Origin of the sequence: Aminobacter sp. Y103A, from assembly GCF_030294925.1 — a bacterium.
GTDB lineage: Bacteria > Pseudomonadota > Alphaproteobacteria > Rhizobiales > Rhizobiaceae > Aminobacter > Aminobacter ciceronei.
This window is the reverse complement of record NZ_AP017988.1, coordinates 214,666-237,022: the sequence shown is the minus strand read 5'-3', so window position 1 is coordinate 237,022 and position 22,357 is coordinate 214,666. Positions and strand designations below refer to the sequence as shown.

Annotated in this window: 23 protein-coding genes; 13 read left to right on the top strand and 10 right to left on the bottom strand. The window is 61.2% G+C overall.

Annotation, left to right across the window (positions count from 1 at the left end):
* The first annotated feature begins 7 nt into the window (after positions 1–7).
* Both Amn_RS31035 and Amn_RS31030 read left to right on the top strand, forming a co-directional pair.
* The gene (locus tag Amn_RS31035; RefSeq protein ID WP_286299256.1) at positions 8–661 is read left to right on the top strand and encodes an acyl-homoserine-lactone synthase; all 654 of its coding nucleotides are present in this window, start codon (positions 8–10) and stop codon (positions 659–661) included.
* Between the two features lie 43 nt (positions 662–704).
* On the top strand, positions 705–1,181 hold the full coding sequence (locus Amn_RS31030) for a GNAT family N-acetyltransferase (protein WP_286299254.1): 477 nt from the start codon (positions 705–707) through the stop codon (positions 1,179–1,181).
* A gap of 242 nt (positions 1,182–1,423) precedes the next feature.
* Here Amn_RS31030 and Amn_RS31025 read toward each other — a convergent pair whose 3' ends face one another.
* The 4 genes from Amn_RS31025 to Amn_RS31010 form a co-directional block, all read right to left on the bottom strand.
* Positions 1,424–1,705 (bottom strand): hypothetical protein, encoded by a 282-nt coding sequence (locus Amn_RS31025; protein ID WP_192321389.1) that lies wholly within the window; start codon positions 1,703–1,705, stop codon positions 1,424–1,426.
* Between the two features lie 84 nt (positions 1,706–1,789).
* A complete protein-coding gene (locus tag Amn_RS31020; RefSeq protein WP_286299250.1) occupies positions 1,790–2,494 on the bottom strand; it encodes a DUF2270 domain-containing protein in 705 nt (234 codons plus the stop codon).
* Between the two features lie 239 nt (positions 2,495–2,733).
* Positions 2,734–4,083 (bottom strand): PQQ-dependent sugar dehydrogenase, encoded by a 1,350-nt coding sequence (locus tag Amn_RS31015; protein ID WP_286299247.1) that lies wholly within the window; start codon positions 4,081–4,083, stop codon positions 2,734–2,736.
* 75 nt (positions 4,084–4,158) lie between these two features.
* On the bottom strand, positions 4,159–4,734 hold the full coding sequence (locus tag Amn_RS31010; protein ID WP_286299244.1) for a cytochrome b: 576 nt from the start codon (positions 4,732–4,734) through the stop codon (positions 4,159–4,161).
* Positions 4,735–4,751: 17 nt separating this feature from the next.
* Here Amn_RS31010 and coxB point away from each other — a divergent pair, with 17 nt between their 5' ends.
* The 10 genes from coxB to Amn_RS30960 all read left to right on the top strand — a co-directional run bounded on the left by coxB (position 4,752) and on the right by Amn_RS30960 (position 16,574).
* Positions 4,752–5,789, top strand: a complete 1,038-nt coding sequence (coxB, locus tag Amn_RS31005) for a cytochrome c oxidase subunit II (protein WP_286299242.1) — start codon at positions 4,752–4,754, stop codon at positions 5,787–5,789.
* Positions 5,786–8,293, top strand: a complete 2,508-nt coding sequence (ctaD, locus tag Amn_RS31000; RefSeq protein WP_286299239.1) for a cytochrome c oxidase subunit I — start codon at positions 5,786–5,788, stop codon at positions 8,291–8,293. The genes coxB and ctaD overlap by 4 nt, the downstream gene beginning before the upstream one ends.
* On the top strand, positions 8,293–8,676 hold the full coding sequence (locus Amn_RS30995; RefSeq protein ID WP_286299237.1) for a hypothetical protein: 384 nt from the start codon (positions 8,293–8,295) through the stop codon (positions 8,674–8,676). The genes ctaD and Amn_RS30995 overlap by 1 nt, the downstream gene beginning before the upstream one ends.
* Positions 8,673–9,398 (top strand): cytochrome c oxidase assembly protein, encoded by a 726-nt coding sequence (locus tag Amn_RS30990; protein WP_286299235.1) that lies wholly within the window; start codon positions 8,673–8,675, stop codon positions 9,396–9,398. The genes Amn_RS30995 and Amn_RS30990 overlap by 4 nt, the downstream gene beginning before the upstream one ends.
* 436 nt (positions 9,399–9,834) lie before the next feature.
* Entirely contained in the window at positions 9,835–11,415 is a 1,581-nt protein-coding gene (locus Amn_RS30985) for an ABC transporter substrate-binding protein (RefSeq protein ID WP_286299233.1), read from the top strand.
* Between the two features lie 11 nt (positions 11,416–11,426).
* Complete coding sequence (locus tag Amn_RS30980) at positions 11,427–12,362, top strand: ABC transporter permease (protein ID WP_192321395.1); 936 nt, start codon at positions 11,427–11,429, stop codon at positions 12,360–12,362.
* A gap of 2 nt (positions 12,363–12,364) precedes the next feature.
* Positions 12,365–13,249, top strand: a complete 885-nt coding sequence (locus tag Amn_RS30975) for an ABC transporter permease (RefSeq protein WP_286299228.1) — start codon at positions 12,365–12,367, stop codon at positions 13,247–13,249.
* 4 nt (positions 13,250–13,253) lie between these two features.
* On the top strand, positions 13,254–14,264 hold the full coding sequence (locus tag Amn_RS30970; protein ID WP_286299226.1) for an ABC transporter ATP-binding protein: 1,011 nt from the start codon (positions 13,254–13,256) through the stop codon (positions 14,262–14,264).
* Positions 14,251–15,282, top strand: coding sequence for an ABC transporter ATP-binding protein (locus tag Amn_RS30965; protein WP_286299224.1), 1,032 nt, complete (start codon positions 14,251–14,253; stop codon positions 15,280–15,282). The genes Amn_RS30970 and Amn_RS30965 overlap by 14 nt, the downstream gene beginning before the upstream one ends.
* 47 nt (positions 15,283–15,329) lie before the next feature.
* Positions 15,330–16,574: an aminotransferase class V-fold PLP-dependent enzyme gene (locus tag Amn_RS30960; RefSeq protein ID WP_286299222.1), complete on the top strand. Its 1,245-nt coding sequence runs from the start codon at positions 15,330–15,332 to the stop codon at positions 16,572–16,574.
* Here Amn_RS30960 and Amn_RS30955 read toward each other — a convergent pair.
* The 5 genes from Amn_RS30955 to Amn_RS30940 form a co-directional block, all read right to left on the bottom strand.
* Positions 16,561–17,748 (bottom strand): M24 family metallopeptidase, encoded by a 1,188-nt coding sequence (locus Amn_RS30955; RefSeq protein WP_286299220.1) that lies wholly within the window; start codon positions 17,746–17,748, stop codon positions 16,561–16,563. The genes Amn_RS30960 and Amn_RS30955 overlap by 14 nt on opposite strands.
* A 14-nt stretch (positions 17,749–17,762) precedes the next feature.
* Positions 17,763–18,521, bottom strand: coding sequence for a histidine utilization transcriptional repressor HutC (hutC, locus tag Amn_RS30950; protein ID WP_286299217.1), 759 nt, complete (start codon positions 18,519–18,521; stop codon positions 17,763–17,765).
* 503 nt (positions 18,522–19,024) lie between these two features.
* Positions 19,025–19,870: a sigma 54-interacting transcriptional regulator gene (locus Amn_RS30945; protein WP_353622445.1), complete on the bottom strand. Its 846-nt coding sequence runs from the start codon at positions 19,868–19,870 to the stop codon at positions 19,025–19,027.
* A gap of 7 nt (positions 19,871–19,877) precedes the next feature.
* On the bottom strand, positions 19,878–20,312 hold the full coding sequence (locus tag Amn_RS32685; RefSeq protein ID WP_353622444.1) for a response regulator: 435 nt from the start codon (positions 20,310–20,312) through the stop codon (positions 19,878–19,880).
* Positions 20,302–21,009 carry a sensor histidine kinase gene (locus Amn_RS30940; RefSeq protein ID WP_286299215.1) on the bottom strand — a complete coding sequence of 236 codons (708 nt, stop codon included), beginning with the start codon at positions 21,007–21,009 and terminating at the stop codon, positions 20,302–20,304. Before Amn_RS30940 ends, Amn_RS32685 begins: the two co-directional genes overlap by 11 nt.
* A gap of 345 nt (positions 21,010–21,354) precedes the next feature.
* Between Amn_RS30940 and Amn_RS30935 the strand changes: the two genes are divergently transcribed.
* Positions 21,355–21,603: a hypothetical protein gene (locus tag Amn_RS30935; protein WP_286299213.1), complete on the top strand. Its 249-nt coding sequence runs from the start codon at positions 21,355–21,357 to the stop codon at positions 21,601–21,603.
* Between the two features lie 3 nt (positions 21,604–21,606).
* On the opposite strand, the gene Amn_RS30930 is transcribed toward Amn_RS30935, so the two are convergent.
* Positions 21,607–21,798, bottom strand: coding sequence for a hypothetical protein (locus tag Amn_RS30930; protein WP_286299211.1), 192 nt, complete (start codon positions 21,796–21,798; stop codon positions 21,607–21,609).
* Between the last annotated feature and the right edge of the window lie 559 nt (positions 21,799–22,357).

The following is a 22,357-nucleotide window of genomic DNA, read 5'->3' as shown; positions in this document are numbered from 1 at the left end:
GGTCACCATGGCTCATATCCTGGTTGTCGATTGGTCGAACGAGGCACTCTATCAGGAACAACTCAAGAGATATTTTCAACTGCGCCATGAAATCTACGTGGTTGAACGAAAATGGCGGGCGCTTGCGCGCCCGATCGCAATTGAGATGGACGCTTTCGACAACGAACATGCAGTCTACCTGATCGCGATCGATGGCCGCGGCGACGTTGTAGGGGGGACCAGACTCGTCCCCACCACCAAGCCGCATCTGCTTTGCGATGTCTTTCCCGAACTTGCCAATGGCCGTCCGCCTCGCGCCTCCGATATCTTTGAGTGGACACGATTCTTCATCGCATTGCCCTACCGCAGCACTGGTAAACCAGCGCATCTGGCGGGCGAGATGCTTTGCGGCTTGCTCGAGGCCAGCCAACAGCTTGGAATTCGAAAGATCAGCGTCGTATGCGAAGCATTCTGGCCAGACCGGCTACGCGCTATGGGCTGGACGGTGGAGCTACTGGGCGACCCGCTGCACCAGGACGACTGCGAGATTGTCGGCGTTCTCATCGAAGTGACAGAGGCAGCTCTTGCAGGCACCAGGCACTTTTATGGCCTGGAGAGATCGGTGCTCAATCGATCTGGCGTGCCACCGCGATATGATACGAGCCCGGGTCTGGGCCCATAACAATCGAGCCATGCATATGGACCTTCAGGTCCGGGAGCTTCTCTTGTCCGACGAACACCTTGTGTCAGCACTCGGTCTTGACCAAGGGCAAAAGGAGTTTTCAGGCGGGCCCACAACGGAGCTGTTCGACCGCCTGCGAAGCAGCCCCCATCCGTCTGCCGTTCATCCGTTCATCGTGATCAACCATGCAAGCACGATCGGATTTTTCGTCCTGAGGGAAGCGCCCGCACTTCCCGTCTGGGCAATGCCCGATGTCATGACGCTTCACAATTTTCGCATCGGCGCTCACTTCCAACGCCAGGGGCTTGGTTCGGCGGCAGTCCGAAAGGCTGCGCAATGGGTGGGCGACAACCGGCCTGGAATTTCGCGTCTCATGTTGTCGGTTAATACACAAAACAAACAGGCCGATGCGCTCTACCAGAGCTGCGGCTTTTCGTTCATAGGCGCCTCTTTCGAGGGACGCATCGGCCGCGAGAGGATCATGGCAGGCGAGATTGCCGCCATACTCGCCCAGTGCTGATCAAACCGACGACTCCGCTGGCGGCGTTCTGGAACCACGCGCCATTTCGTGTTGCCAACGTTAGCCGCGACCGGCAGGCCGCCGCTTCTGTCCAACGCCACACCGACTGGCCATGGCTTCGCCTGTTTCGCTCAGGAAGCCAATCAGTATGTCGCGCGGCTTTTCGATTTGCCATTGCGGCATGCGATAAACACCCCATTGCAGCAGGGACAAACGCCACTGCTGAAACCAAACGCCTAATGCTATCCGCCAACAGTCACTTCAGGACCGAACCTGAGCACCGGACCATCGTTCATCGCTGTTCCAGTCAGGTCGTAGACCTGGGCAAGCGTGGCTTTGGCATAGAGGGGGTGTTTGGTGACGTCGTTGTCTGTTTCGAAGATGAAAGTGTTTTGGCGGCTGTTATTGCCCTGTTCGAAAATGTGGGACATTCGGCCGATGGTGTCCGGGTCATAGCCAGTCTTGGTGGACGCCTGCTCCCGGGCAACCTCCTCGGTAGGCGCCATGACCGAAATGAAGTTCATCGAACGTCTCTCCGCAATCGCTGACAAGCCGCGGTTCTGGCGCAACCGATCGCACATGACCATGTTTGGCTGATATCACCGATGTCAGACATGGACGGTGCCCTCGATTGCTTCGTCATAACGTGGATCTTGCCAGCCAATCCACAGCAGCAGAAGGTGGAAGCATCCAACTGCCGCCATCACCACCGCACCAGGCACGGGCCCCAACTGAGCGCTCGCAATCAGGTCAAGATAAGGGGCCTGCACATCGACCACGGCGCCGGCGGGTTGCAGCATGGCCGAAGATATTTTCAGGAGCCATGCGAACAAAAGGATCAGGAACATCCAACCATAGTTACGCCTGAGGCGGCGGGCTGCGGCTTGTAACTGCGTGATCTTGAATGTGGGTTTTCTCAGACTGTCTGCCAAGGCAAGCTGCCATTTCTGATGAAGCTCGGCCTGATGACGCCCGGCCACCTGATGATCGGCCTGACTGGCATCAGAAAAAAGCGGCGCAAAATAATGCCGTTCCAGAAGCCTGACGCGCGCCCTGTAGACATCAAAAAACCTGTAGCGGCGTGCCTCGATCAAAAGCAGAAGTGCAATCAGCAGCATAGCAAACAAAAGCACGCCGTGATGGGCGGTCGGGGTCGACAGCGACACCGAAAGCATAGCCGCGGTAACGGTGATTGCCCAATTGCTGGTCTGATCCAGCCGTGACCGCCAACTCGACATCCTCGCCATCTCGCCGCGGTAATAATGGATGAGGACGGTTGTATTTTCAGCCGAGGAGCCTGGAGGGTCCAACATAGGTGACTCGCAATTAGCTGCCCAACGAGGGGGCAGCCGCAATAGGTCTGAAACAACGCACGAGCTCGCCAAATCGATCCCGTTGGCAATGAATTCGCTTGATCAGCCCCGGCTCAATCTTGCAGTTTAGATGGTACGTTGCCAAGGCGAATGGTGCACGTGGTCCCCGTATCTGGCGAAGGTACCTAGACCAAGATGGGCCATATGGCCAACCCTATAGGCGACAGACAGTGGATGCCCTATTTGAGCGCCGCACTGTCTTCGCCGGGGCGTACACGCCATATCCTGTTGCCGACGTCATCGGCGACCAGCAACGAACCATCGCGCGCGATCGCTACGCCGACCGGGCGTCCGGCCGCAGTATCGTCGGGGCGCAGAAAGCCCGTCAGAATATCCTTTGGCGGGCCCGCCGGCTTGCCATCGCTAAATGGAACGAAGATCACCTTGTAGCCGCTTCGAGGGATGCGATTCCAGGACCCATGCTGACCGACGAATGCACCGTTTTTCATTTCCGGTCCGAACAGATCGCCGGTGTTGAATGTCAGGCCTAGCGAGGCCGTATGCGAGCCTAGCGCATAGTCCGGCTTGAGCGCCTTTGCGACCAGGTCCGGCATTTGCGGCGCGATACGGTCGTCGACGATCTGACCGTAATAACTATAGGGCCAGCCATAGAAGGCGCCGTCCTTGACGGATGTCATATAATCGGGAACCAGGTCGCTGCCGATCTCATCACGCTCGTTGACCACAACCCAGAGCTCGCCGCTGTCAGGTTGCCATGACAGGCCATTGGGATTGCGCAGGCCGCTGGCGAACAGACGGCTTTGCTTTGTCGCCAGATCAATCTCATGCACCGCGGCGCGGCCTTCCTCGATGTCCATGCCGTTCTCGCCGACATTGCTGTTCGAACCGACAGTTGCATAGAGCTTCGTGCCGTCTCGCGAAGCAATGACGTCCTTGGTCCAGTGATGGTTCAGGCCAGCCGGCAGGTCGGCAATCTTTTCGGGCTGGGCGGTGATTTCGGTCGCGCCCTCTTGATAGGGAAATGCAACGACGCCGTCGGCATTCGCCACATAAAGTTTGCCGTCGAGCAAGGTCATGCCAAAGGGCGAGAACAACCCGGTGATGAATGGCTGTTTCAGCTCCGCCTCACCGTCGCCGTCAGCATCGCGCAGAATGGAGATGCGGTTTGCGCTCGGCGCGTTGGCGCCGGCGCTGCCCATGATCTTCTGAGCCACCCAGCGACGGATCGAGACACTGGTCTCTTCCTGCGGCGGCTTGTTGCTTTCGGCGACCAGCACGTCTCCATTGGGCAGGACAAGCAGCCAGCGAGGATGATCGAGACCGTCGGCGAACTGGTTGACTGCATAGCCTTCTGCAGGCTTCGGCATCTCGCCTTGTCTCCACGGCTCTGCCTCGGCCTGATGCACGGTCGGCAGTATCCTGGGATCGGGTTCGGGCAGCTTTGGATCGGGCCCGTATTGGTCTTCGATCGCCACCTTCGCCTCTTCTCGCGAGGAGAGGAAAACAGCCCCGATGGCAACTATGCCTATGACCAGGACGGCGAGGAGAGCAAGGATCAGTTTTTTCATGGCAGGAGCTCCCTTTTGCGTTCAACGCGTCGGGCTGGCTCCAGTTGCAATTTAATCGAAGCACCGTACACAGCCTCAGGAGCGCTGCGGCCTGAACATCCGCATCATGACGTCGGAACGGCGAACAAAATGCTGGAACAGGGCGCCGGCGATGTGCAGCACGATGGCGCCGAGTAGTGCGGTTTTGAGCACATTGTGTGCGGCAGCGGCTGCTTCCACACCGGCAAACCAGGCAACGCCTCCCGACAGAGGCAGCAGAAACAGCGACAGATAGATCAGACCGTGCACCGCTTCGGAAAGGATTTGCAGCAAACGCGGCTCATCGGGTGGAGGGGGCGGCGCACCGCGAGTGAGGCGCAAATGAACGCGGGCGAGAGCAAGCAGCAATATGGTCACGCCGGCCACCACATGCATATAGGCCAGCAGGCTGGTATCGGGTGCACTTGGTTCGTTCCGCAGGAATGCACGCCAGGCGGCTTCCATGCCGTCATGCGCCAGATACTGGAACGCCACCAGGACGACAACGCTCCAATGCAACGCCACTTGCGCAGTTGAATATCCTGATACCTGCCGTGTCATTCGCATTTCTCCCTGCGTTGCGCTTTGCGCCTCCGATGACGCTGGCCCAGCGCTTCGGAACTTTCTCATCATCGCGATGTTTCGTCACAATGGAAACGGAGAGGGCGTTCCGAATATCTGCAAAAACGGGATCGGCTCGGCAAAGATCCGCTGGACTGCTGCTGATTGCGGCGCTGACGCCCGTTCTTTCAGCCTGCAGCGGTGTGCAGTCGGCACTTGATCCGGCGGGCGAAGAATCAAGACAGGTCGCGCGCCTTTTCTGGGTCATGATCGCGGGCGGCCTGCAGATCTGGACCTTCGTGGTCGCGCTTTCTCTCTACGCGTCTCGATGGAAGCGCGAACCATTGCCGGAAGACAGGGCGGCACGGGTGATCTTCTGGGGCGGCGCGATGCTACCGGTAACCGTGTTGGCAGCCCTTTTGGCATACGCACTCTGGCTCATGCCGTCGCTGCGTCCTATTGCGGGAAGCGACGACGCCACCTTGCGTATCGAGGTAACCGGCAGGCAGTTCTGGTGGCACGTCGTCTACCAGCGCCCAAATGGCGTCAGTGTGGTCTCGGCAAACGAGATACGGTTGCCTGTAGGCGAGCGGGTCGAATTCGCCCTGACCAGCACCGACATGATCCATTCTTTCTGGATCCCGGCCCTTGGTGGCAAGATGGACCTGATCCCGGGCCGACAAAACCGCCTGTCCCTGAAGCCTACCAAAGTCGGGACCTATCGTGGCCAATGCGCCGAATTCTGCGGCACCTCACACGCTTTGATGGCCTTTCCGGCGATCGTGATGGAAGGCGCAGCGTTCGACGCTTGGCTGAATGCGCGCAGCCGGCCATCGAGCGGCGTGGAGGCGCCAGGCATGGGACGCGCACTGTTCGAACGCGAACGTTGTGGCTCCTGCCATCGTATCGCAGGAACGCCGTGGCAGGCGACAGCAGGGCCGGACCTCTCCCATGTCGGTTCCCGCCTGACCGTCGGCGCAGGCCAGCTCGCCAGCGGTTCAGAAGCCCTTGCGAGCTTTATTGCCGATGCGAATGCAGTCAAAGCGGGCGCTCATATGCCCGCCAACTCGCATCTCTCCGCCGCTGAACTGACCGAGATCGCAACCTGGCTCAAGGGGCTGCAATGAGCGCGCAGCCGGAACCCAGACGCGACAAAGCCACCGAGGAAGCGCAACTGCGTGCCGTTTGGGCAAAGCCGAAGGGGTGGCGCTACTGGACCTCGGTCAACAATGCGCAGGTCGGCCTCTGGTATGGTGCCACGGCCTTCGCATTCATGCTGTTTGCGGGCCTGCTCGGCCTGCTCATCCGCGCCCAACTCGCCGTGCCGCAAAACGACCTGTTGTCCGCAGAGACCTACAACCAGGTCTACACGCTCCACGGCACGGTGATGATGTTTCTGTTCGCCGTGCCGATCTTCGAAGCTGTGGCGATATTCCTGCTGCCGCCCATGCTGGGTGCCCGCGAACTGCCGTTTCCTCGTCTTGGCGCCTTCGGCTTCTGGAGCTTCCTGATCGGCGGCGTCTTCGTATGTGGGTCGATCTTCTTCGGTGCGGCGCCCAATTCTGGCTGGTTCATGTATCCGCCGCTGGCGACCAGCGAACAGGCCGGCATCGGCGCCGACATCTGGCTGCTCGGTCTGTCCTTCATCGAGGTGGCGTCGCTTGCCGCGGCGGTGGAACTGATTGTCGGCATCATGAAATGCCGGGCACCGGGAATGCGGGTAAACCTGATGCCGCTCTTTGCCTGGTATCTGCTCATCGTCGCAGGAATGATCCTGTTCGCTTTCCCGCCGCTCATCGCCGGGGATCTGCTGTTTGAACTGCAGCGCATGTTCGACTGGCCGTTCTTCGACCCGGCGCGCGGTGGCGACCCGCTTCTGTGGCAACACCTGTTCTGGATATTCGGTCACCCCGAAGTCTACATCATCTTCCTGCCGGCAATCGCCTTGCTCGCGATGATCGTGCCCACCTTCGCAAGGCGACCGATCGTCGGCTATTCCTGGATCGTGCTGGCGGCGGTCGGCACCGGCTTCCTGTCCTTCGGCCTTTGGGTCCACCATATGTTTGCGACGGGCTTGCCGCAGATCTCGCTGGCTTTCTTTTCGGCGGCCTCGGAGGCCGTGGCGATTCCGACGGCGGTCCAGATATTCGTATTCATCGCCACCATGCTGGCCGGCCGGGTCATCTTCTCGACGCCAATGCTGTTTGCCATGGGCGGCATTGCCATCTTCGTCATGGGTGGGCTTACCGGTGTCATGGTCGCACTTGTGCCCTTCGACTGGCAGGCGCACGACACCTATTTTGTCGTCGCGCATCTCCACTATGTCCTGATAGGGGGGATGCTGTTCCCTGTTTTCGCCGGGCTCTATTACTATTACCCGCTAATCGGCGGGAGACGCATGTCGGATCGTGTCGGCCGGTTTGCGTTCTGGCTGATGTTCGCCGGTTTCAACATCACCTTCTTCCCGATGCATCTCACCGGCTTGCGCGGCATGCCGCGTCGCGTCTACACCTATCCCGCCGATATTGGCTGGGACTGGCTGAACCTGATCTCTACGATGGGCGCCGTGGTGCTTGGCATCGGCATGTTCGCCGTGGTGATGGACGTTACCCTGCATCGCCGCGGGAAGCCGCGCGGCGAGGTAAACCCGTGGAACGCCGGCACGCTGGAATGGATCAGCGAGCCGGAAGAGAATTGGGGCGTCCGCTCCATTCCCCGCATCGAGAGCCGCTATCCGCTCTGGGACCAGGAGTCTCTGGCCAAGCAGGTAAATGCCGGAGACTGGTATTTGCCCGACGCCAAAGAAGGCCGACGCGAAACGCTGGTCACATCCGTCCTAGACGCCGAGCCCGAACAGGTTCTGCGGGTCGGCGGGACATCCTATGTCACGATCATCAGCGCTTTGGCGCTCGGCACCGTGTTCGTTGCCCTGACGTTCAAATGGTGGATCGTCTCCCTGATCTCAGGCCTCGCCTTTATGGCGGCCCTCTTGTGGTGGTTGTGGACCGGAACGGGGGACATCCCGGAAAAAGATGAAAAAGACATCGGGCACGGCATTTCCCTGCCGCTCTATGCATCCGGGGTGAAATCAGTGGGTTGGTGGGCGATGTTCATCACCATGACCGGTGACGGCACGGCTTTCGCCAGCCTCACCTTCGGATACTTTTTCTTCTGGACCGTTCATGAGGACTTCACCGGCGGCATCGCCGGCCCTGGCATGTTCTGGCCGATGGTGGCCTTGGCGCTGTTTGCGCTTTCCTGGGCAGCAGCGCTCGGCGCACGCGAGGTGAACCGGCGCCGCAAACTGGCAATGGCGCGGATCCTTCTCGGCTGCGGTGCGCTGACGTCCATCGCCGGCTGCGCCGCAGCTCTCGCCGGACCATTCACCACCGGCATGAACCCTACCGCCCACGTCTACCCGGCAATCGTCTGGACACTCGTCATCTGGGCGGCGTTACACGGTGCGGCGGGCGGCATCATGCAGCTCTATTGCCTGGCACGCAGCCTGGCCGGGCGGCTCACCCACCGGCATGACATGGAATTGCACAACATAGCCCTCTACTGGCACTTCATGCTGGTGACCGCGCTGGTGACCTTCGCCGTCGTCGGCCTGTTTCCGGAGGCGCTGTGATGCGCCACCTCTTGCCTCCGGAAATCGAGTCGCTGTGGACGCTTTTCACTGCCCCCGTCGTGTGGGCGCTGCACTTTCTGGCTTGCTACGTCTCGACGGCGATCTTCTGCGCAAAGCCCCGTCTTTTGGGCAACGAATTTTTCGATCTCCGCACCCTTATCGCCGGCATCACCCTGTTGTCTCTCGCGATGATCGTCGTCGCGGCGCTGCTCGCCTGGCGCCAATGGGGGTTCGGCACCGGCGATCCGCCGCACGACGACCCCACCCGTCGCGACCGTCTTCTCTTCCAAGGTTACGCAACCCTGCTGCTGTCCGGCCTGAGCTTCGTGGCCGTAATCTTTACCGCGCTTCCGGCCGTGTTCCTGACGGAGTGTCTGCGATGAGAGGGCTGGCGCTCACAAGCGGCGTGGCAATGCTAGCGCTGATCTGGCTAGGGCCCTTACTCGGACCCTGGCGCGGCTCCTTCGCCGCGCACATGGTAGCTCATATGGGTGTGATCGCCATTGCCGCGCCTTTGATCGCACTGGGCTTGCCTCAAAACTGGCGCCCAAGACATTCGATGCCTCTCGCCTTGCCGATCGTCGCCTCGCTCCTGGAGCTCGTCGCCGTCTGGGGATGGCACGCCCCTGTTCTGCGCGCCGCAGCGGAAACCTCGCTCCTCGTTACTGCAACGGAACAACTCATCTTTCTCGCCGTTGGCTTGCTGCTGTGGTTGACAAGTTTCGCAGCACCAACGGAGCCACGCCACGTGGCGGTGGGCACATCAGCCCTCCTGCTCACTTCCATCCACATGACCCTGCTCGGCGCACTTTTGGGGCTCAGTCCCCGACCGCTCTATGGCGGCGGCGAGGTCACCTGCTTCGGCATCGTGCTGGATGCCGGCCAGGATCAGCAGATCGGCGGCGTCGTCATGCTTATGATCGGCGCGATAGTCTATCTCGCCGGCGGCCTTTTCCTCATGGCTCATCTCGTCAAGCCAAGTCCCAACGCGAGAGAATTTCCGCCGACCGCCATGTCATCGACTACAAGCTTGAACAGGCAATCCCCTGGCTCGGTAGGCGCCGGAGCCCGTCGGCAGGCGACTAGGCCCGACCGCGCGAACTGAACCGTTCGCGGAGGCTCAGCTGGCCCCCCCTCTCCCAGCTCAACTGCGGGCTCGAAGATCCTGACCGGCGCACAGGTGAAGGCTTGCCTGCCATCGACCCCCATGGATCGTGTTGCATCGGTGGGCTCAACGATAGTGTCCGGCAGTATGCCCATATGCTTGAGCACGCGAATTACCCCGTCTCGAGCTAGGACTTCGCCCGCCCGTGAAATGGAAGCCCCGCCGCCGAGATCGGCCGTCAGCGCTGTGATGCCAAGCGCCTGGGGCTGTCGCCGAGAGTGACGAATATGCGAGCATCAGAAGTACCAAGAACCCTATTGCATAGACAAAAGAAACAAGCTACGTTTTTATTGTCTAGACAAAAGAGTGTCTCCTCCTTGCGCGACGCAGCAAGCCGGGCAGCGACACCACCATAAATGTCACAAGGGGAACTTGGATGACCGCATCAAGACGCACTTTTCTCAAGGGCCTGGCGGTTGCGCCGGCTTTATTCGGCGGTCTGTCGTCGACAATTGCCGCCTACGCCCAGGAGGCCAAGGCGCATGGCGACCTGATCGTTGCGATCGCAAAGCCGGCGGGAAATCTCGATCCGCACAAATATATCGGCCTGTGGGCCGTGCAGGATCTCATGTTCGAGCCGCTCATGCGCTACGGCAAGAACGGCTCGATCGAACCGGCACTCGCGACCGAGTGGGCCGTCGAGGACAATGGCAAGCTGCTCCGCGTCAAGCTTCGTCAGAACGTGACCTTCCAGGACGGCACGCCCTGGGACGCTGAGGCCATGATGTGGAACCTGGATCGCTGGATCGGCAAGCCTGCCAACAACTGGATGAATTCTTCGCGGTTGTATTCCGGCCACAGGATCGTCGACCCGCACACGGTCGAGCTGCAGTTCAAGGAGCCGGTGCTCGGACTCCTCTACGAATTCTCGTATGTCCGGCCGTCGCGCTTCCTCAGCCCGAAGTCGGTCGATAAGGATGGTAACTATCAGGCACCGGTGGGAACCGGGCCATGGATTCAGGAAAGTGCGTCGAACAGCGAAAGCACCTTCAAGCGCTTTGATGGCTATTGGGGCGATCTGCCAACCTTCGAACACGTCGAGCTGAAGGTCCTGCCGGATTCGCGCAGCCGCATGGCAGCACTTAGGGCAGGCGAGATCGATCTGGCCGGCGGCGACTACCTGGCTCCCATAAAGGCGACAGAAGCCAAAGCACTGGAAAGTGCCGGCATCCCGGTCACGGTAGAGACCGGAACGACGACGATCGTACTCGCCTACAATCCTGATCGGAACGAAGCGCTGAAAGATGTGCGTGTACGCAAGGCGATCAACATCGGCTTCGACAGGGCGGCGATCGGCCAGGTGCTCTACCAGAGCCTGGCAGAGCCGGCGGGCAGTCTGTTTCCCGCCAATGTTCCGCATGCCGGCAAGCGCTTCGATGTCGCCAAGCGCGACGTGGAGGCGGCCAAGTCACTGCTCGATGCGGCAGGCTGGATCGGTTCGGGGATCCGCGAAAAGGACGGCAAGAAGCTGTCGCTGGAACTGGTGGTCTCTGAAGAGCAGATGGCGGGCTCGCGCTCGCTCGGCGAAATCCTGCAGTCGCAGCTTGGCGAGATCGGCATCGAACTGACAATACGCTCGGTCGACCATGCCTCGCGCCACAGTGACATCCCGGCACGAAAATACGATATGGCGCTGTTCTATACCTTGGGCGCGCCCTACGAGCCGTTCGGAACGCTTGTAGGCCTGTTCTTGTCGACATTCAACAATGGCGTCGACGGCAAGCTGTTCCTCGATCCGGCAAACCTCGACCCGTTGGTGCTGGCGGCTACATCGGCATCGGAAGCCGACGTGGCGGGCGCGACCCAGGCCATCTATGACTGGCTCTACAACGAGGTTGCGATTTCTCCGCTGTTCTACGCGCCGATCATCTGGGCGCATGCTCCGCGGGTCCAGGGCTTCACGCCACCGTCGACGGAATACGACCTTCCCTACAAGAACATCACGTTGGGCGCGTAAGGGCGGATCCGATGCTGACACTAGTTTCGCGCCGGTTGCGCAACTCGCTTGTCCTTTTGGTGCTGGCGACGCTGCTCTGCTTCACTTTGGTGGTGTCGGCGCCCGGTAACATCGCGGTCCTGATCGCGGAGCTGCGCACCCCAAAGGCTACCTTTGCCGACATCCACAAGATAGAGCTGGAACTAGGGCTAAACCAACCGATCGTCACCCGGTACTCGCACTGGCTCACCGGCGCCTTGCAGGGAAATCTCGGAATTTCCTACAAGACCGGTGAGGATATCGGGCCGGCCTTGTCCAGCCGCCTGCCGATCACCGCAACGCTTGTTGCCGGCGGTGCGACCTTTGCGATGCTTTTCAGCTTCGTGCTTGGCTTTGCTGGTGCGCTTTGGCCGGGACGGTTCGCCGATGTTGCCACCCGCACCGTCGCCCTGCTTGGCGCCTCGATGCCATCGTTCTTTGTCGGCGCGCTCTTGATCTATGGGTTGGCAGTGCAGCTTCGGCTGCTGCCCACCTTCGGCTCGGATGGTCTTGCGAGCTGGATCCTGCCCTGGATGACGATCGGACTGTTGCCTGCCGCAGTGCTCAGCCGGGTAGTGCGTGTGGGCTTGGAAGAGGCGATGTCGCGGCCCTTTGCGCTGACCGCGGTTGCCAAGGGCCTGACACGGCGGACCATCCTTGTCCGGCATGCCCTGCCCAACATCGCACCGACCTACATCAACGCGCTGGGTGCCCAGACGGGTGCGATGGTGGTTGGCGCGGTTGTTGTGGAGCCACTGTTTGCCCTCAAGGGCGTGGCCGACCTGTTCCTATCGGGTGTTCTGTTCCGCGACTTCATGGTCGTTCAGGCGTGCCTGCTGGTCTTCATATCGTTCTTCGTTGTCCTCAACCTCCTCGTCGACATCGGGATGATGTTCACCGATCCCAAACTTCGGCGCCAGGGAAGCTGACCATGAAATTTCTTCGCGAATTCCTGTCTTACCCCTCAAGCCTGCCCAGGCTGGCGATTTGGGCTGTCGGCACCTTTCTCTTCCTCGGCATCTTCGCGCCATGGCTGACGCCGCATGATCCGAATACGCAAAACCTGCTCCAGGCGCATATGGGCCCGTCCTTCGCCCACTGGTTGGGTACCGATCATGTCGGCCGCGATACACTGAGCCGGCTGATCCTGTCGGCGCGAACCTCGGTTGTCGGCATGACCCTTGTCCTGGTGCTCGCGCTTTCTGTTGGCGTTACCATTGGCACGGTTGCGGGCTATCGCCGTGGCTGGGTCGAAGAGGGCCTGATGCGGATCGTCGATGTCGGGCTGGCGATGCCCAGCCTTATCGTGGCGCTGGCCGTTATCGGGATTTTCGGTACCGGCTACTGGAATATGATCCTTGCGCTGGCACTCGCCTGGTGGCCGGGCAGCGCGCGCATCAGCCGGGCGGTTGCGGTCAACGTCATGAACAGGCCGCACATCGAGTCCCTGCGGGTCCTCGGGGCAAGTCCGGTCCGGATCTATTTCCACCACCTGCTGCCCGCAACGCTGGGCGCCGTTCTTGTCTACGCGACGGCAGATGCAGGAGCGGTGGCCCTGGCGATCGCAACGCTGAGTTTCCTTGGGCTGGGCATCCAGCCGCCAACGCCGGAATGGGGCCAGATGCTGGTAGATGCCTTGCCCTATCTCGAGTCTTCGCCGCGTCAGGTCATCCTCCCAGGACTGGCGCTCACTCTGGCCGTGATCGGCTTCAATCTGCTTGGCGAATCCATTGCGCTGAACCGGGTGCCCACCCCGCTTTCCCGCAAGACCCTTCGCCAGAGGCGGGTCACGGCAGCTGCATGGAAGAAGGCATAACCGGATGGCTTCGAAGGATATTCTGAGGGTTTCGGATCTCTGCGTAGATCTGTTCACCCAGCGTTCGGTCATCCGGCCGGTCGACGGGGTCAGCTACTCTGTCGCTGCTGGCGAAACGCTGGCCATTGTCGGCGAAAGTGGCAGCGGCAAGACAGTGTTGAACTTTGCCCCTCTTGGACTGATGCCGACGGGCGTCAATGTCGACCTGAGCGGCTCGATCCTGTTCAATGGCACCGAACTGGTCGGCATCGCCGAACCAGCATTGCGAAAGCTGCGCGGCGGCTCGATCGGAACGATCTTTCAGGATCCGATGAGCGCGCTGAACCCCGCGCGCACCATCGGCAGACAGATCGCCGAGGTGACCGAATTGCATATGGGCCTGAGCTCCAGCCAGGCCGAAAGCAGGGCACTCGACCTGCTAAAGCTGGTCAGGATGTCCGACCCCGATGCGCGGTTGAAGCAGTATCCGCACGAACTGTCAGGCGGGCTTCGCCAGCGCGTGATGATCGCCATTGCGGTTGCCGCCGAGCCGAAGCTGTTGATCGCCGACGAGCCGACGACCGCTCTCGATGTCACCGTGCAGGCACAGATCATCGCCTTGCTGAAGGACCTGCAGAAGCGGCTGAACATGGCCATCGTGCTCATCACCCACGACATGGGCGTGGTGGCCGGCATCGCCTCGCGTGTTGCCGTCATGTATGCCGGCCGGGTTGCCGAATACGGGCCAGTCGGCGACGTTCTGGTCGAGCCGCGGCATCCCTACACGATGGGCCTGATCGACGCCATTCCGCGTGCCGACGATGCGCCCGGCTCGCTGTTTCGCGGGTTGCCTGGCGCACCGCCGATTCTGGGCGCACCTATCCCGGGATGCGCGTTCGCGCCTCGCTGCCACGCGGCAATCGAAAGCTGCCACATCAGTCGCCCGGCGCTGGTGTCGACGGTTCAGCCGCTGGTTTCAGCAGCCTGTCCGATCATCAACAAGCACAATCACGGGGGCGCGTATGTCCAGCACTAAGTCAGTCCTGCGCGTTGAAAACCTGGTGACGCGGTTCAAAAGCGTCGAACGCGGCAAATGGGTCAAGGCGGTCGATGGCGTGAGTATCGAGCTCCGTCCCGGAGAAATCGTTGGTCTGGTCGGTGAATCCGGTTGCGGAAAGTCGACGATGGGGCGCTCGATCGTCGGGCTAGAACGCCCGCAAAGCGGCCGCATCTTGCTCGATGATATCGACCTGAGCGGCTTTGGCGGACGCAAGCTGCGCGAGACCCGACGAGCGATCCAGTATGTGTTCCAGGATCCGTATGCCTCGCTCAACGATCGACAAACAATCGGCGAGGCGATAACCGAAGCGCTGGTAATCATCGGGGTTCACGACAAGGCCCGGCAGCGTCGGCGGGTTCACGAATTGCTTGACCAGGTCGGGCTACCCGACACGGTGGCGGAACGTTATCCGCGCGAACTGTCCGGCGGTCAGCGCCAGCGCGTGGCGATCGCCCGCTCCCTTGCGGTAGAGCCGCGCGTTCTGATCTGCGACGAGCCGGTCAGCGCACTCGACCTGTCGATACGCTCCCAGGTCATGAACCTGTTCCTGACTCTGCAGAAGGATCTGGGCGTCGCCTGTCTATTCATCGCCCATGACCTGGCGCTCGTCCGTCAGGCCGCGTCTCGCGTCTATGTGATGTATCTCGGAAAGATCGTCGAGCAGGGGACCTCGCTCGATGTCTACGAAAGACCGACCCATCCCTATACACGCGCGCTGCTTGCCTCGATCCCAAGCGCCGATCCGCGCATCGAGGCCACGCGCGAGGTTCCGGCATTGCTGGGGGACATTCCGAGCCCGACCAATCCGCCATCCGGCTGCCGGTTTCGAACGCGGTGCCCGAGCGCGATGCAGGCATGCGCCGCGGCCGAGCCGCCTACGGTCTGGGTTGGTGCCGGCCACGGCGCGGCATGCATCATTGCCTCCCAGATCAGGGCAACCGAGATCGTGGCGCGGCCCGAGCCGCAACGCCTGCCACAGCAATTGTCAGCCTAGGCGCCGGCAACGACACCGACACAGTCTGAACGACGGAGGCATCCAGGATGTTTTTGAACAGTGACGCAGCTCATGCGAGCTCGCTGAAGAATGCGCCCGACAACGAGGAGTTTTGGGGCGCGGTGCGCAAGACCATGGCGCCGATGTACACCCACACCCAATTGGTCAACACCCGGCGAGGGTCGGCGCCTCTCGAAGTGCGCGAACGGGTCAGGTCGCTCGTCGACCTTTCGCTTTCTTATGAGCTCGATGAATACGAGCCATTTCGCGATCTGAAGGAAAGTGGTTCCTCGCTTATGATCAGGCAGATGCTGGCCGACTATTTCGGCGGCGGCGCCGACGAGATCGCGCTGACGCGCAATGCCATGGAAGGCATCGCCACCGTCCTGAACGGCGTGACGCTGAAGCCAGGCGATGAAGTCATCGCGACGAAATATTGCTACGATTCAAACCTTGCGATCTTGCGGCAGCGCGTCGAACGCGACGGCATTTTGCTCAAGCTCGTCGATCTTCCCTTCGGTCGCGGCAGCGACGCCGAGTTCGTCAAAGCCTTTTCGGACGCCATTACAGAGCGCACGCGGCTGATCACATTTCCCCACGTGGTCGTTCGAACCGGCCAGGTGCTGCCCGTGAGGCCGTTGTCCGAACTGGCGCGCGCCAAGGGTATTTTCAGCTTCGTAGATGGCGCCCATTCGGCTGGGCATATCTGCTTTCGTCTCGAGGAGCTTGGCTGCGATGCTTTTGCGACCTGTCTTCACAAATGGATGTACGGGCCGCGCGGCACTGGTTTTCTCTATGTCAGGCGGGACAAGATCGCCGACGTCTGGCCGATGTGGGCAAGCTGGTCGAACAAACCGGCGGACTCGATCGAGAAGTTCGAGGAGGTCGGGTCGGTGTTCAAAGCGCTGCCGGCGTCAATTCCGGATGCATTGGCGTTCAATTTGCAGATCGGCCAGGAGGAGAAGGCCGCGCGGCTGCGCTATATGCGCAACCGCTGGATGATCCCGCTGAGCAGGCACGAGAAGGTCACGATGCTGACCGACATCGACGCCGAGCCGGGCACCGGCTTTGGCGCATTCGTGCTCGTCGGCATTGATCACGGACAGTTTGCCAAGGCGCTGCTCGACGAATTCAAGATCAACGTCTTGTCGTTTGCAATGGATGAAGACCCCTCGTTGAAGGGCATTCATGTGTCGCCGGGCCTGTCGAACAGCCTCGAAGAGATCGATCGTTTCGTCGAAGCAGCCGACATCGTCCTTGGCAGGTTCGGCTCGACCCTTACCCGGGTATGACAAACAACTCGCGGTCGAGTCTGGTCAGCGCTTCCGCTCCGGTGGCGGTCACCAGCAAGGTGTCCTCGCTCATCATGCCGCCCCAGCCGGGGCGATAGTAAGGCGCCTCGATATTGACCACCATACCTTCCCGCAGCGTCACGGAGTTTGAGGCTGCGATTGTCGGATACTCGTGGCTCTCGATGCCAAGGCCATGCCCGACATGGTGACGCATGTATTGGGGCAGCCCGGCCTGGCGGACGGCTGCCACGGCCTCATGAAACAGCGCATCGGTGGTCATCCCCGGTGCGACCATGTCAGAGGCTTTGCGGTGGCCCATAGAGGTCGCCGCAAACGCCGAAATGACATCCTTGCCCGGGTCACCGACAAAGGCGGTTCGCGCGGTGTCTGACCAATAGCCGCCGAAGGTGGCGCCGACATCGATGCGCACGATGTCGTTGGCACCGATCCGCCGCCGGGTCGGATAGGCATCGGCAAGCGCGCTGCGTTCTCCCGAGGTGACGACCACGAAGCCGGGCGAGCCACCTTGCGAGATCATCTCGGAGGATATTCTGGCGGCAAGCTCGTATTCCGTCATGCCTGCCTTGGCATCGCGCAGGGCGCTGCCCAGAGCGACTTCAGTCAAGGCGGATGCACCGCGCAGAAGGCTTATCTCGAGCGGGTTCTTGACCGCACGGGCGTCGCGGAAAAATGCCGCGGTCGCGCGCGCGTCGATCAGTTGCAACCATGGTGCCGAAACGAGCTTGGGGGAGGCGCCATCCACGCTGTCGATGCCGAGCTTGTGCCTGCCGCCGGCCAGCTGCGCGACGGCAGCGGAGAGAGCTTCCTCGAACGTGGCGAACTCGACTACATCGGTTCCTTCGCGTTCGCGCAGTTCCTGGTCGTCGAAGAAGAAGTTGCCATAGCAAAAGTATCGCAAATCCTTGCCGACGGTCTCGGCGGCGGACCAGAGGTCTGCTTTTAGGCCGACGAGGATCCAGTCGTCTTCAATGAAGACCACTGCCATCTTGAGCAGCCAGCTGGTGTCGAAACCCATGCTCTTATAGCCGCTGCAGTAAAAGACATGGTGCGGCTGGGTCGCGACCAACACGACGCTGCTGTCGCCAATCTGATTGAAGATGGCTTGCCGGTTTCTGCGGGCCAGCTCTTTGACGTCCACCGACGCGCCGTCCATTTGGTCTTTTGTGCTCACGGTTGAAGCGGGTTGAATTCGCCTACAAACTCGTTGCGGTCGGCAGGGTAGATCAGTTTTACCCAGGTGACCGGCATGGCGTCAGCCCATGTCTGGCGAAGCGACACCAGCAGCGGTGCGTTGGCCGCGACGCCGAGTTGCGCGGCTTGTGCTGCGGTTGCGATCTCGGCGCGGATGGTATGTCGAAGTCGCGTGCATGGAAGCCTTGCCAGCAACCAGATGTTCGGCGTTTCGGCCCCAAAATCCGCATCCACCGCATCCGGGGCAGCCTGCAAACTGATGAGCCGTTCCTCCAGCACTTCGGGCTTGCCGAAACCGCTATGCACCGCATGAAGGCGCAACAAGGGCGTGCCCGCTTCTACCTCCGGCCAGACAGATGTGTCAGCGCCGGCTGTGATGACGGACGAGCCAACCACCCGGTAGGCATAGGTCCTGCCCTTGGCTTCGATATCTTGCCTAATATCGAGATAGCCTATCACCGCATGCGATTCAGTGGTCTGAGCAACGCGCGTTCCCTGCTTGCGCCGGCGCTCCAGAAGTCCTGCTTCGGTAAGTTTGGACAGTGCCTTGCTGACGGTTGCCCGGGTCGTCGAGAATTTTTCCAGCAGCGTATGCTCGGAAGGGATGCGGTGACCGGCGGGCCACCGCCCGCTCATGATCTCGGCACGAACCGCGCGTTCGATCTGCCTGTAGATCGGACCATTGCCGTCCAGCTCGATCGTGTCAGCCAATTCAGTGTTGGTTTCTTGGTCCATCACGTCCCGGCAGCCCCATCAAAAAATGCTCCTCGAACCACGCGGGCGTATTGTCTACACATAAGACATCATGCCGATTTCTGCAATAACTCCCAGACGTTTCGGAAGCGCGGCCGATACCTCCTCAGAGAGGCCAGGCATGCGGTGGCACAATACCCCTGCACAGCATTGTCGCCCCTGAACATAAAAGGGCACGGCATATGATAGAAAGCTCGAATCATGGACAGCGTTGTGCTTCCGCGCCACAAAGGTCACTTGGCGGGGCGACATGTCTGGGCCTCGCCGCCTTGGCCTTTCCAAGTTCGCAATCCTGACAGGCAGGAAACGGCTACTGAGCTACCAGGCCGCTGACAACTCCTAAAAGCTGCGGTTTCCGTCGGGCCACAAGTCCGCGATGGGGGTGGAAACGGACTAGCGGCTTTCGGGCGGCTGCTTCGAGAAAGCTGACCATCATCGATCGAACGAGCTTCAGGATGTAGGCCTAACTGTAGCTCTAGTAGGGGTTACGCCCGAACCCCCAGCCGCGTCATTTTCTCCCACAGCGTAGAACGTCCGATGCCGAGGAGTTCGGCGGCCTTGATGACCTGGCCGTCGATCTGTTCAAGCGCGCGCTCGATTTGCCGACGCTCCGCTGCGTCGCGGACGTCAGACAGCGGGAGGAACCCGGGCCTGGCCTGGGTTCCAGGACGATCCGGAAAGAGATCGCCCGGCATTATCCATTCCGACGCTGTGAGCGCTACGGCCCGGTCGACGCGGTTGCACAGTTCGCGCACGTTGCCGGGCCATGGGTGCGCGAGCGCTGCTTCTTCCGTCAGGGCGCTGAAGCCGCGGATGCGGGCGTCAGAGCGCGCGGCGGCATTCTCCAGGAAGCGGTCGAGCAGCCAGACGATATCCTCCGGCCGCTGCCTGAGTGGGGGGATGTCAACAGGGAGCACGGCGAGTCGAAAGTAGAGGTCTTCGCGGAAGCCGGATGCCTGCCCCGGCGCGAGGGCGCAGTGCGTGGCCGCCACGATCCGTGCGCGGAAGGGGACGGCCGCCTCGCCTCCGAGGCGGGTGAAGGATTCGCTCTCGATCAGGCGCAGCAGCTTGGCCTGAAGCGCTGCCGGCATGTCGCCGATCTCGTCGAGGAAGAGCGTGCCACCCCGGGCGCGTTCGGCGTAACCGAGATGGCGCTGGTGGGCGCCGGTGAAGGCGCCCTTCTCATGACCGAAGAGTTCGCTTTCCAGGAGATCGGCCGGGATCGCCGCGCAGTTCACCGCGACAAACGGCTGCTCCGCGCGCGCCGAGACCTGATGCAGGAGCCGCGCCGCGACCTCCTTGCCGGAACCGGTCTCCCCCGTGATCAACACCGGCAGGCTATGCGCAGCGAAGCGATGAATGAGGTCTTCGGCGTGCTGGCCGCATGCCCGCGCGCATGGTTCGCCGGCCGATGGCGATCCGCTTCAGGAAATCATCCATCGCGAAGGGCTTGGTCATGAAGTCGACCGCACCGGAGCGCATCAGGCGGACGGCCTGGTCGATCTCGGCGAAACCCGTGACGAAAAGGAAGGGAGGAGCATTCGGCTGCCGCGCCATTTCCTCGAACACCGCCTCGCCAGACATGTCCGGCTGTCGGATGTCGCAGATCACGAGGTCGAGGGAGCCGGCGACTCGGCCGAGACCCGCCACGGCCTCTCCTCCGGTCTGCCACCAGGTCACGTCCCAGCCCTCAAGCTCCAGCCGCTGTACGATGGAACCGCCCATGACGGGATCGTCTTCGACCAACCCGACGCGGGCGCGCTCAGGCAGCATGGCTACGTTCATTCCGTGTTTCCTCCGGGATCGGCAAGGTCAGGGTGACGACCGATCCTCCCGATGGTCTTGCGTCGACATTGGCCTTGCCCCCGCAGGCGTCGACCATGCGGCGCACCATCCAGAGTCCAAACCCGCGTCCGGCGCGCACCGCCGGGCCGGGATCGTCATCGCTCAGCATGGCGATCGAATCCCTGGGCATGCCCGGACCTTCGTCGGAGACCGAAATCCTCAGCTGGTCCGCCGTCCGCTTGACGCTCAGGCCGATTGCAGTTCCTTCAGGCGTGACAGCGCTGGCGTTGAGCAGAAGGTTCAACACCGCCTGCCGCACCGGGCCGCCGGGTATCGTCGCAGCCACTTCGGCCGGCCACTCGACTTGCCAGTCCAGTCTCTGCCGGCGCCGGCGCAACTCCGGTTTCATCACAACCCTGACGTCCTCCAGATCGTCGGCGCTGAGCGGCCTGAGCGATCGTTCGGGGCGATAGGTAGCGAGCGCCGCATCGACGACCTCGCGGATGCCATTCAGCCCGCGTTCGATCAGGCTGATCGAAGTATCGCGCACGCCCGGCGTCCTGCCATGCGTCTTCAGCGTGTCGATGGCGTTGAACAAGCCGCCGAGCGGATTATTGATCTCGTGCGCCATCCTGGAGGCGAGCCGCCCGAGGCTAGCAAGTTTTTCTTCCTCGGCCAGTTGCATGGCGAAGTTGGCGCGCTGTCGATGTAGTCCTGAATCGAATCTCTGGGAGCCACCTCTACCGCCCGTATTCGCGAAAGAAACGCGGCAACTCCAGCGGGCCGCACCGCGCGACCGGCTTCCGCTCGTCGCTTCGGCGCCAGACACCGTCGACCTTGCCACCCTTCCGGTCATTATCAGGATTGAAGTGCGTGCTCTCTCAAGGTTGCGTCCAACGCTAACCCCCCCTATTCTACCCCATCCATCATAGTTTGCCGGATAAAGGGCCTGCCGCGCGCGTTGCCGGAGATGCGATGCGAAAGACCCCCGCGGCGCCGCGTCGGAACGCGCCTCGCCACATGAACGCCGTTGAAAGTCGTTCCACGCCCAGTCAAGGTTACGCGCGTCTTGGCGTTGGAGGAGGAGTTTGAAGTGCCCGAATTACATCAGAAGGGTGTGGATCTCGTTCTCGAATTGCTGGATGTGGCCGACCATCCCGGTTCCTTGCCTGACCTGGAAACTCGCAACTTGCTAAAAAGAGCAGCCACGACGCTGAGCGAGCTCTTGGTAAGGGATAAGCCCGCCGCCACAAGGATGCCGGGACAAGGCAAGCCATGACGGCTACAGTGTTTTGCGTCGGAGTGATTGGAAGACCTTGTTCATAAGGTCTTCTGATACCGACAGCAGCGTGTCGGCCTCCTCCAGAAGGACCTTGGAGGCTGAAGCGGCGATGCGTTTTCTCACAGCCCGTAGTTCCCCGCGGATGGCTTCGATCTCTTCAATGATCTCTTCAATATGATGGTCGTCTGGCATTGCCCGTTCTCCTGGGCAGCCAAGCGCCAGCGAGCAACATGGTTCCATCACCTTTCCGGCATACTAGCGATGGCCCACCGCTTCCGGTTGGAAAAGAAGCGGCAGGCCCGCTGCTCAGGAGCGAGTGACGGCGGGGTTGTCGGGTCGCTCCGGCATCATAAATTCGGCAATGTGGGAATGGTTCCGCCAGACTGCGAAGCCTGCCGGCCCAAGCTTGACGCAGCGTCAGCGGGGAGTAGAATCGCCCTTAAGCTCGCCCCCTTGCCATCGTCCCACCAGGCAACCGAGAGAGCCTTGCGCCTGCGCTAACAGCACCCCTTCTGGCGCGGGCGCTCTCTTCTTCGTTCAGGCCGAGGATGCCCTAGATAGAGGGTATGCGCGATCGGTCGCCTTCCGCCAACCTTGGCGGGGTCGTTTGTGGCTGCCTTCCTTCAGAATGTGGATCAATCGATCTCTATCTGTGATGCCCGATCCATATAGACAGATCAATGATGCTGTCTGCAATTCCTTATCTATGTCAGTCGCTGAAGGCGGCAGGGTCTCCCTAAGGATACGTGCC

Excerpts from the sequence above, each read along its gene's own strand:
- Amn_RS30975 (WP_286299228.1), top strand. The coding sequence starts at position 12,365 with ATGAAATTTCTTCGCGAATTCCTGTCTTACCCCTCAAGCCTGCCCAGG.
- Amn_RS31015 (WP_286299247.1), bottom strand. The coding sequence starts at position 4,083 with ATGAAAAAACTGATCCTTGCTCTCCTCGCCGTCCTGGTCATAGGCATA.
- Amn_RS30940 (WP_286299215.1), bottom strand. The coding sequence starts at position 21,009 with ATGCAACTGGCCGAGGAAGAAAAACTTGCTAGCCTCGGGCGGCTCGCC.
- Amn_RS31010 (WP_286299244.1), bottom strand. The coding sequence starts at position 4,734 with ATGATGAGAAAGTTCCGAAGCGCTGGGCCAGCGTCATCGGAGGCGCAA.
- Amn_RS31025 (WP_192321389.1), bottom strand. The coding sequence starts at position 1,705 with ATGAACTTCATTTCGGTCATGGCGCCTACCGAGGAGGTTGCCCGGGAG.
- Amn_RS30995 (WP_286299237.1), top strand. The coding sequence starts at position 8,293 with ATGCGCCACCTCTTGCCTCCGGAAATCGAGTCGCTGTGGACGCTTTTC.
- coxB (WP_286299242.1), top strand. The coding sequence starts at position 4,752 with ATGGAAACGGAGAGGGCGTTCCGAATATCTGCAAAAACGGGATCGGCT.
- Amn_RS31035 (WP_286299256.1), top strand. The coding sequence starts at position 8 with ATGGCTCATATCCTGGTTGTCGATTGGTCGAACGAGGCACTCTATCAG.
- Amn_RS32685 (WP_353622444.1), bottom strand. The coding sequence starts at position 20,312 with ATGCTGCCTGAGCGCGCCCGCGTCGGGTTGGTCGAAGACGATCCCGTC.
- Amn_RS30985 (WP_286299233.1), top strand. The coding sequence starts at position 9,835 with ATGACCGCATCAAGACGCACTTTTCTCAAGGGCCTGGCGGTTGCGCCG.
- hutC (WP_286299217.1), bottom strand. The coding sequence starts at position 18,521 with ATGGACCAAGAAACCAACACTGAATTGGCTGACACGATCGAGCTGGAC.
- Amn_RS30980 (WP_192321395.1), top strand. The coding sequence starts at position 11,427 with ATGCTGACACTAGTTTCGCGCCGGTTGCGCAACTCGCTTGTCCTTTTG.
- Amn_RS30930 (WP_286299211.1), bottom strand. The coding sequence starts at position 21,798 with ATGCCAGACGACCATCATATTGAAGAGATCATTGAAGAGATCGAAGCC.
- ctaD (WP_286299239.1), top strand. The coding sequence starts at position 5,786 with ATGAGCGCGCAGCCGGAACCCAGACGCGACAAAGCCACCGAGGAAGCG.
- Amn_RS30960 (WP_286299222.1), top strand. The coding sequence starts at position 15,330 with ATGTTTTTGAACAGTGACGCAGCTCATGCGAGCTCGCTGAAGAATGCG.
- Amn_RS30955 (WP_286299220.1), bottom strand. The coding sequence starts at position 17,748 with ATGGACGGCGCGTCGGTGGACGTCAAAGAGCTGGCCCGCAGAAACCGG.
- Amn_RS30970 (WP_286299226.1), top strand. The coding sequence starts at position 13,254 with ATGGCTTCGAAGGATATTCTGAGGGTTTCGGATCTCTGCGTAGATCTG.
- Amn_RS31020 (WP_286299250.1), bottom strand. The coding sequence starts at position 2,494 with ATGTTGGACCCTCCAGGCTCCTCGGCTGAAAATACAACCGTCCTCATC.
- Amn_RS30965 (WP_286299224.1), top strand. The coding sequence starts at position 14,251 with ATGTCCAGCACTAAGTCAGTCCTGCGCGTTGAAAACCTGGTGACGCGG.
- Amn_RS30990 (WP_286299235.1), top strand. The coding sequence starts at position 8,673 with ATGAGAGGGCTGGCGCTCACAAGCGGCGTGGCAATGCTAGCGCTGATC.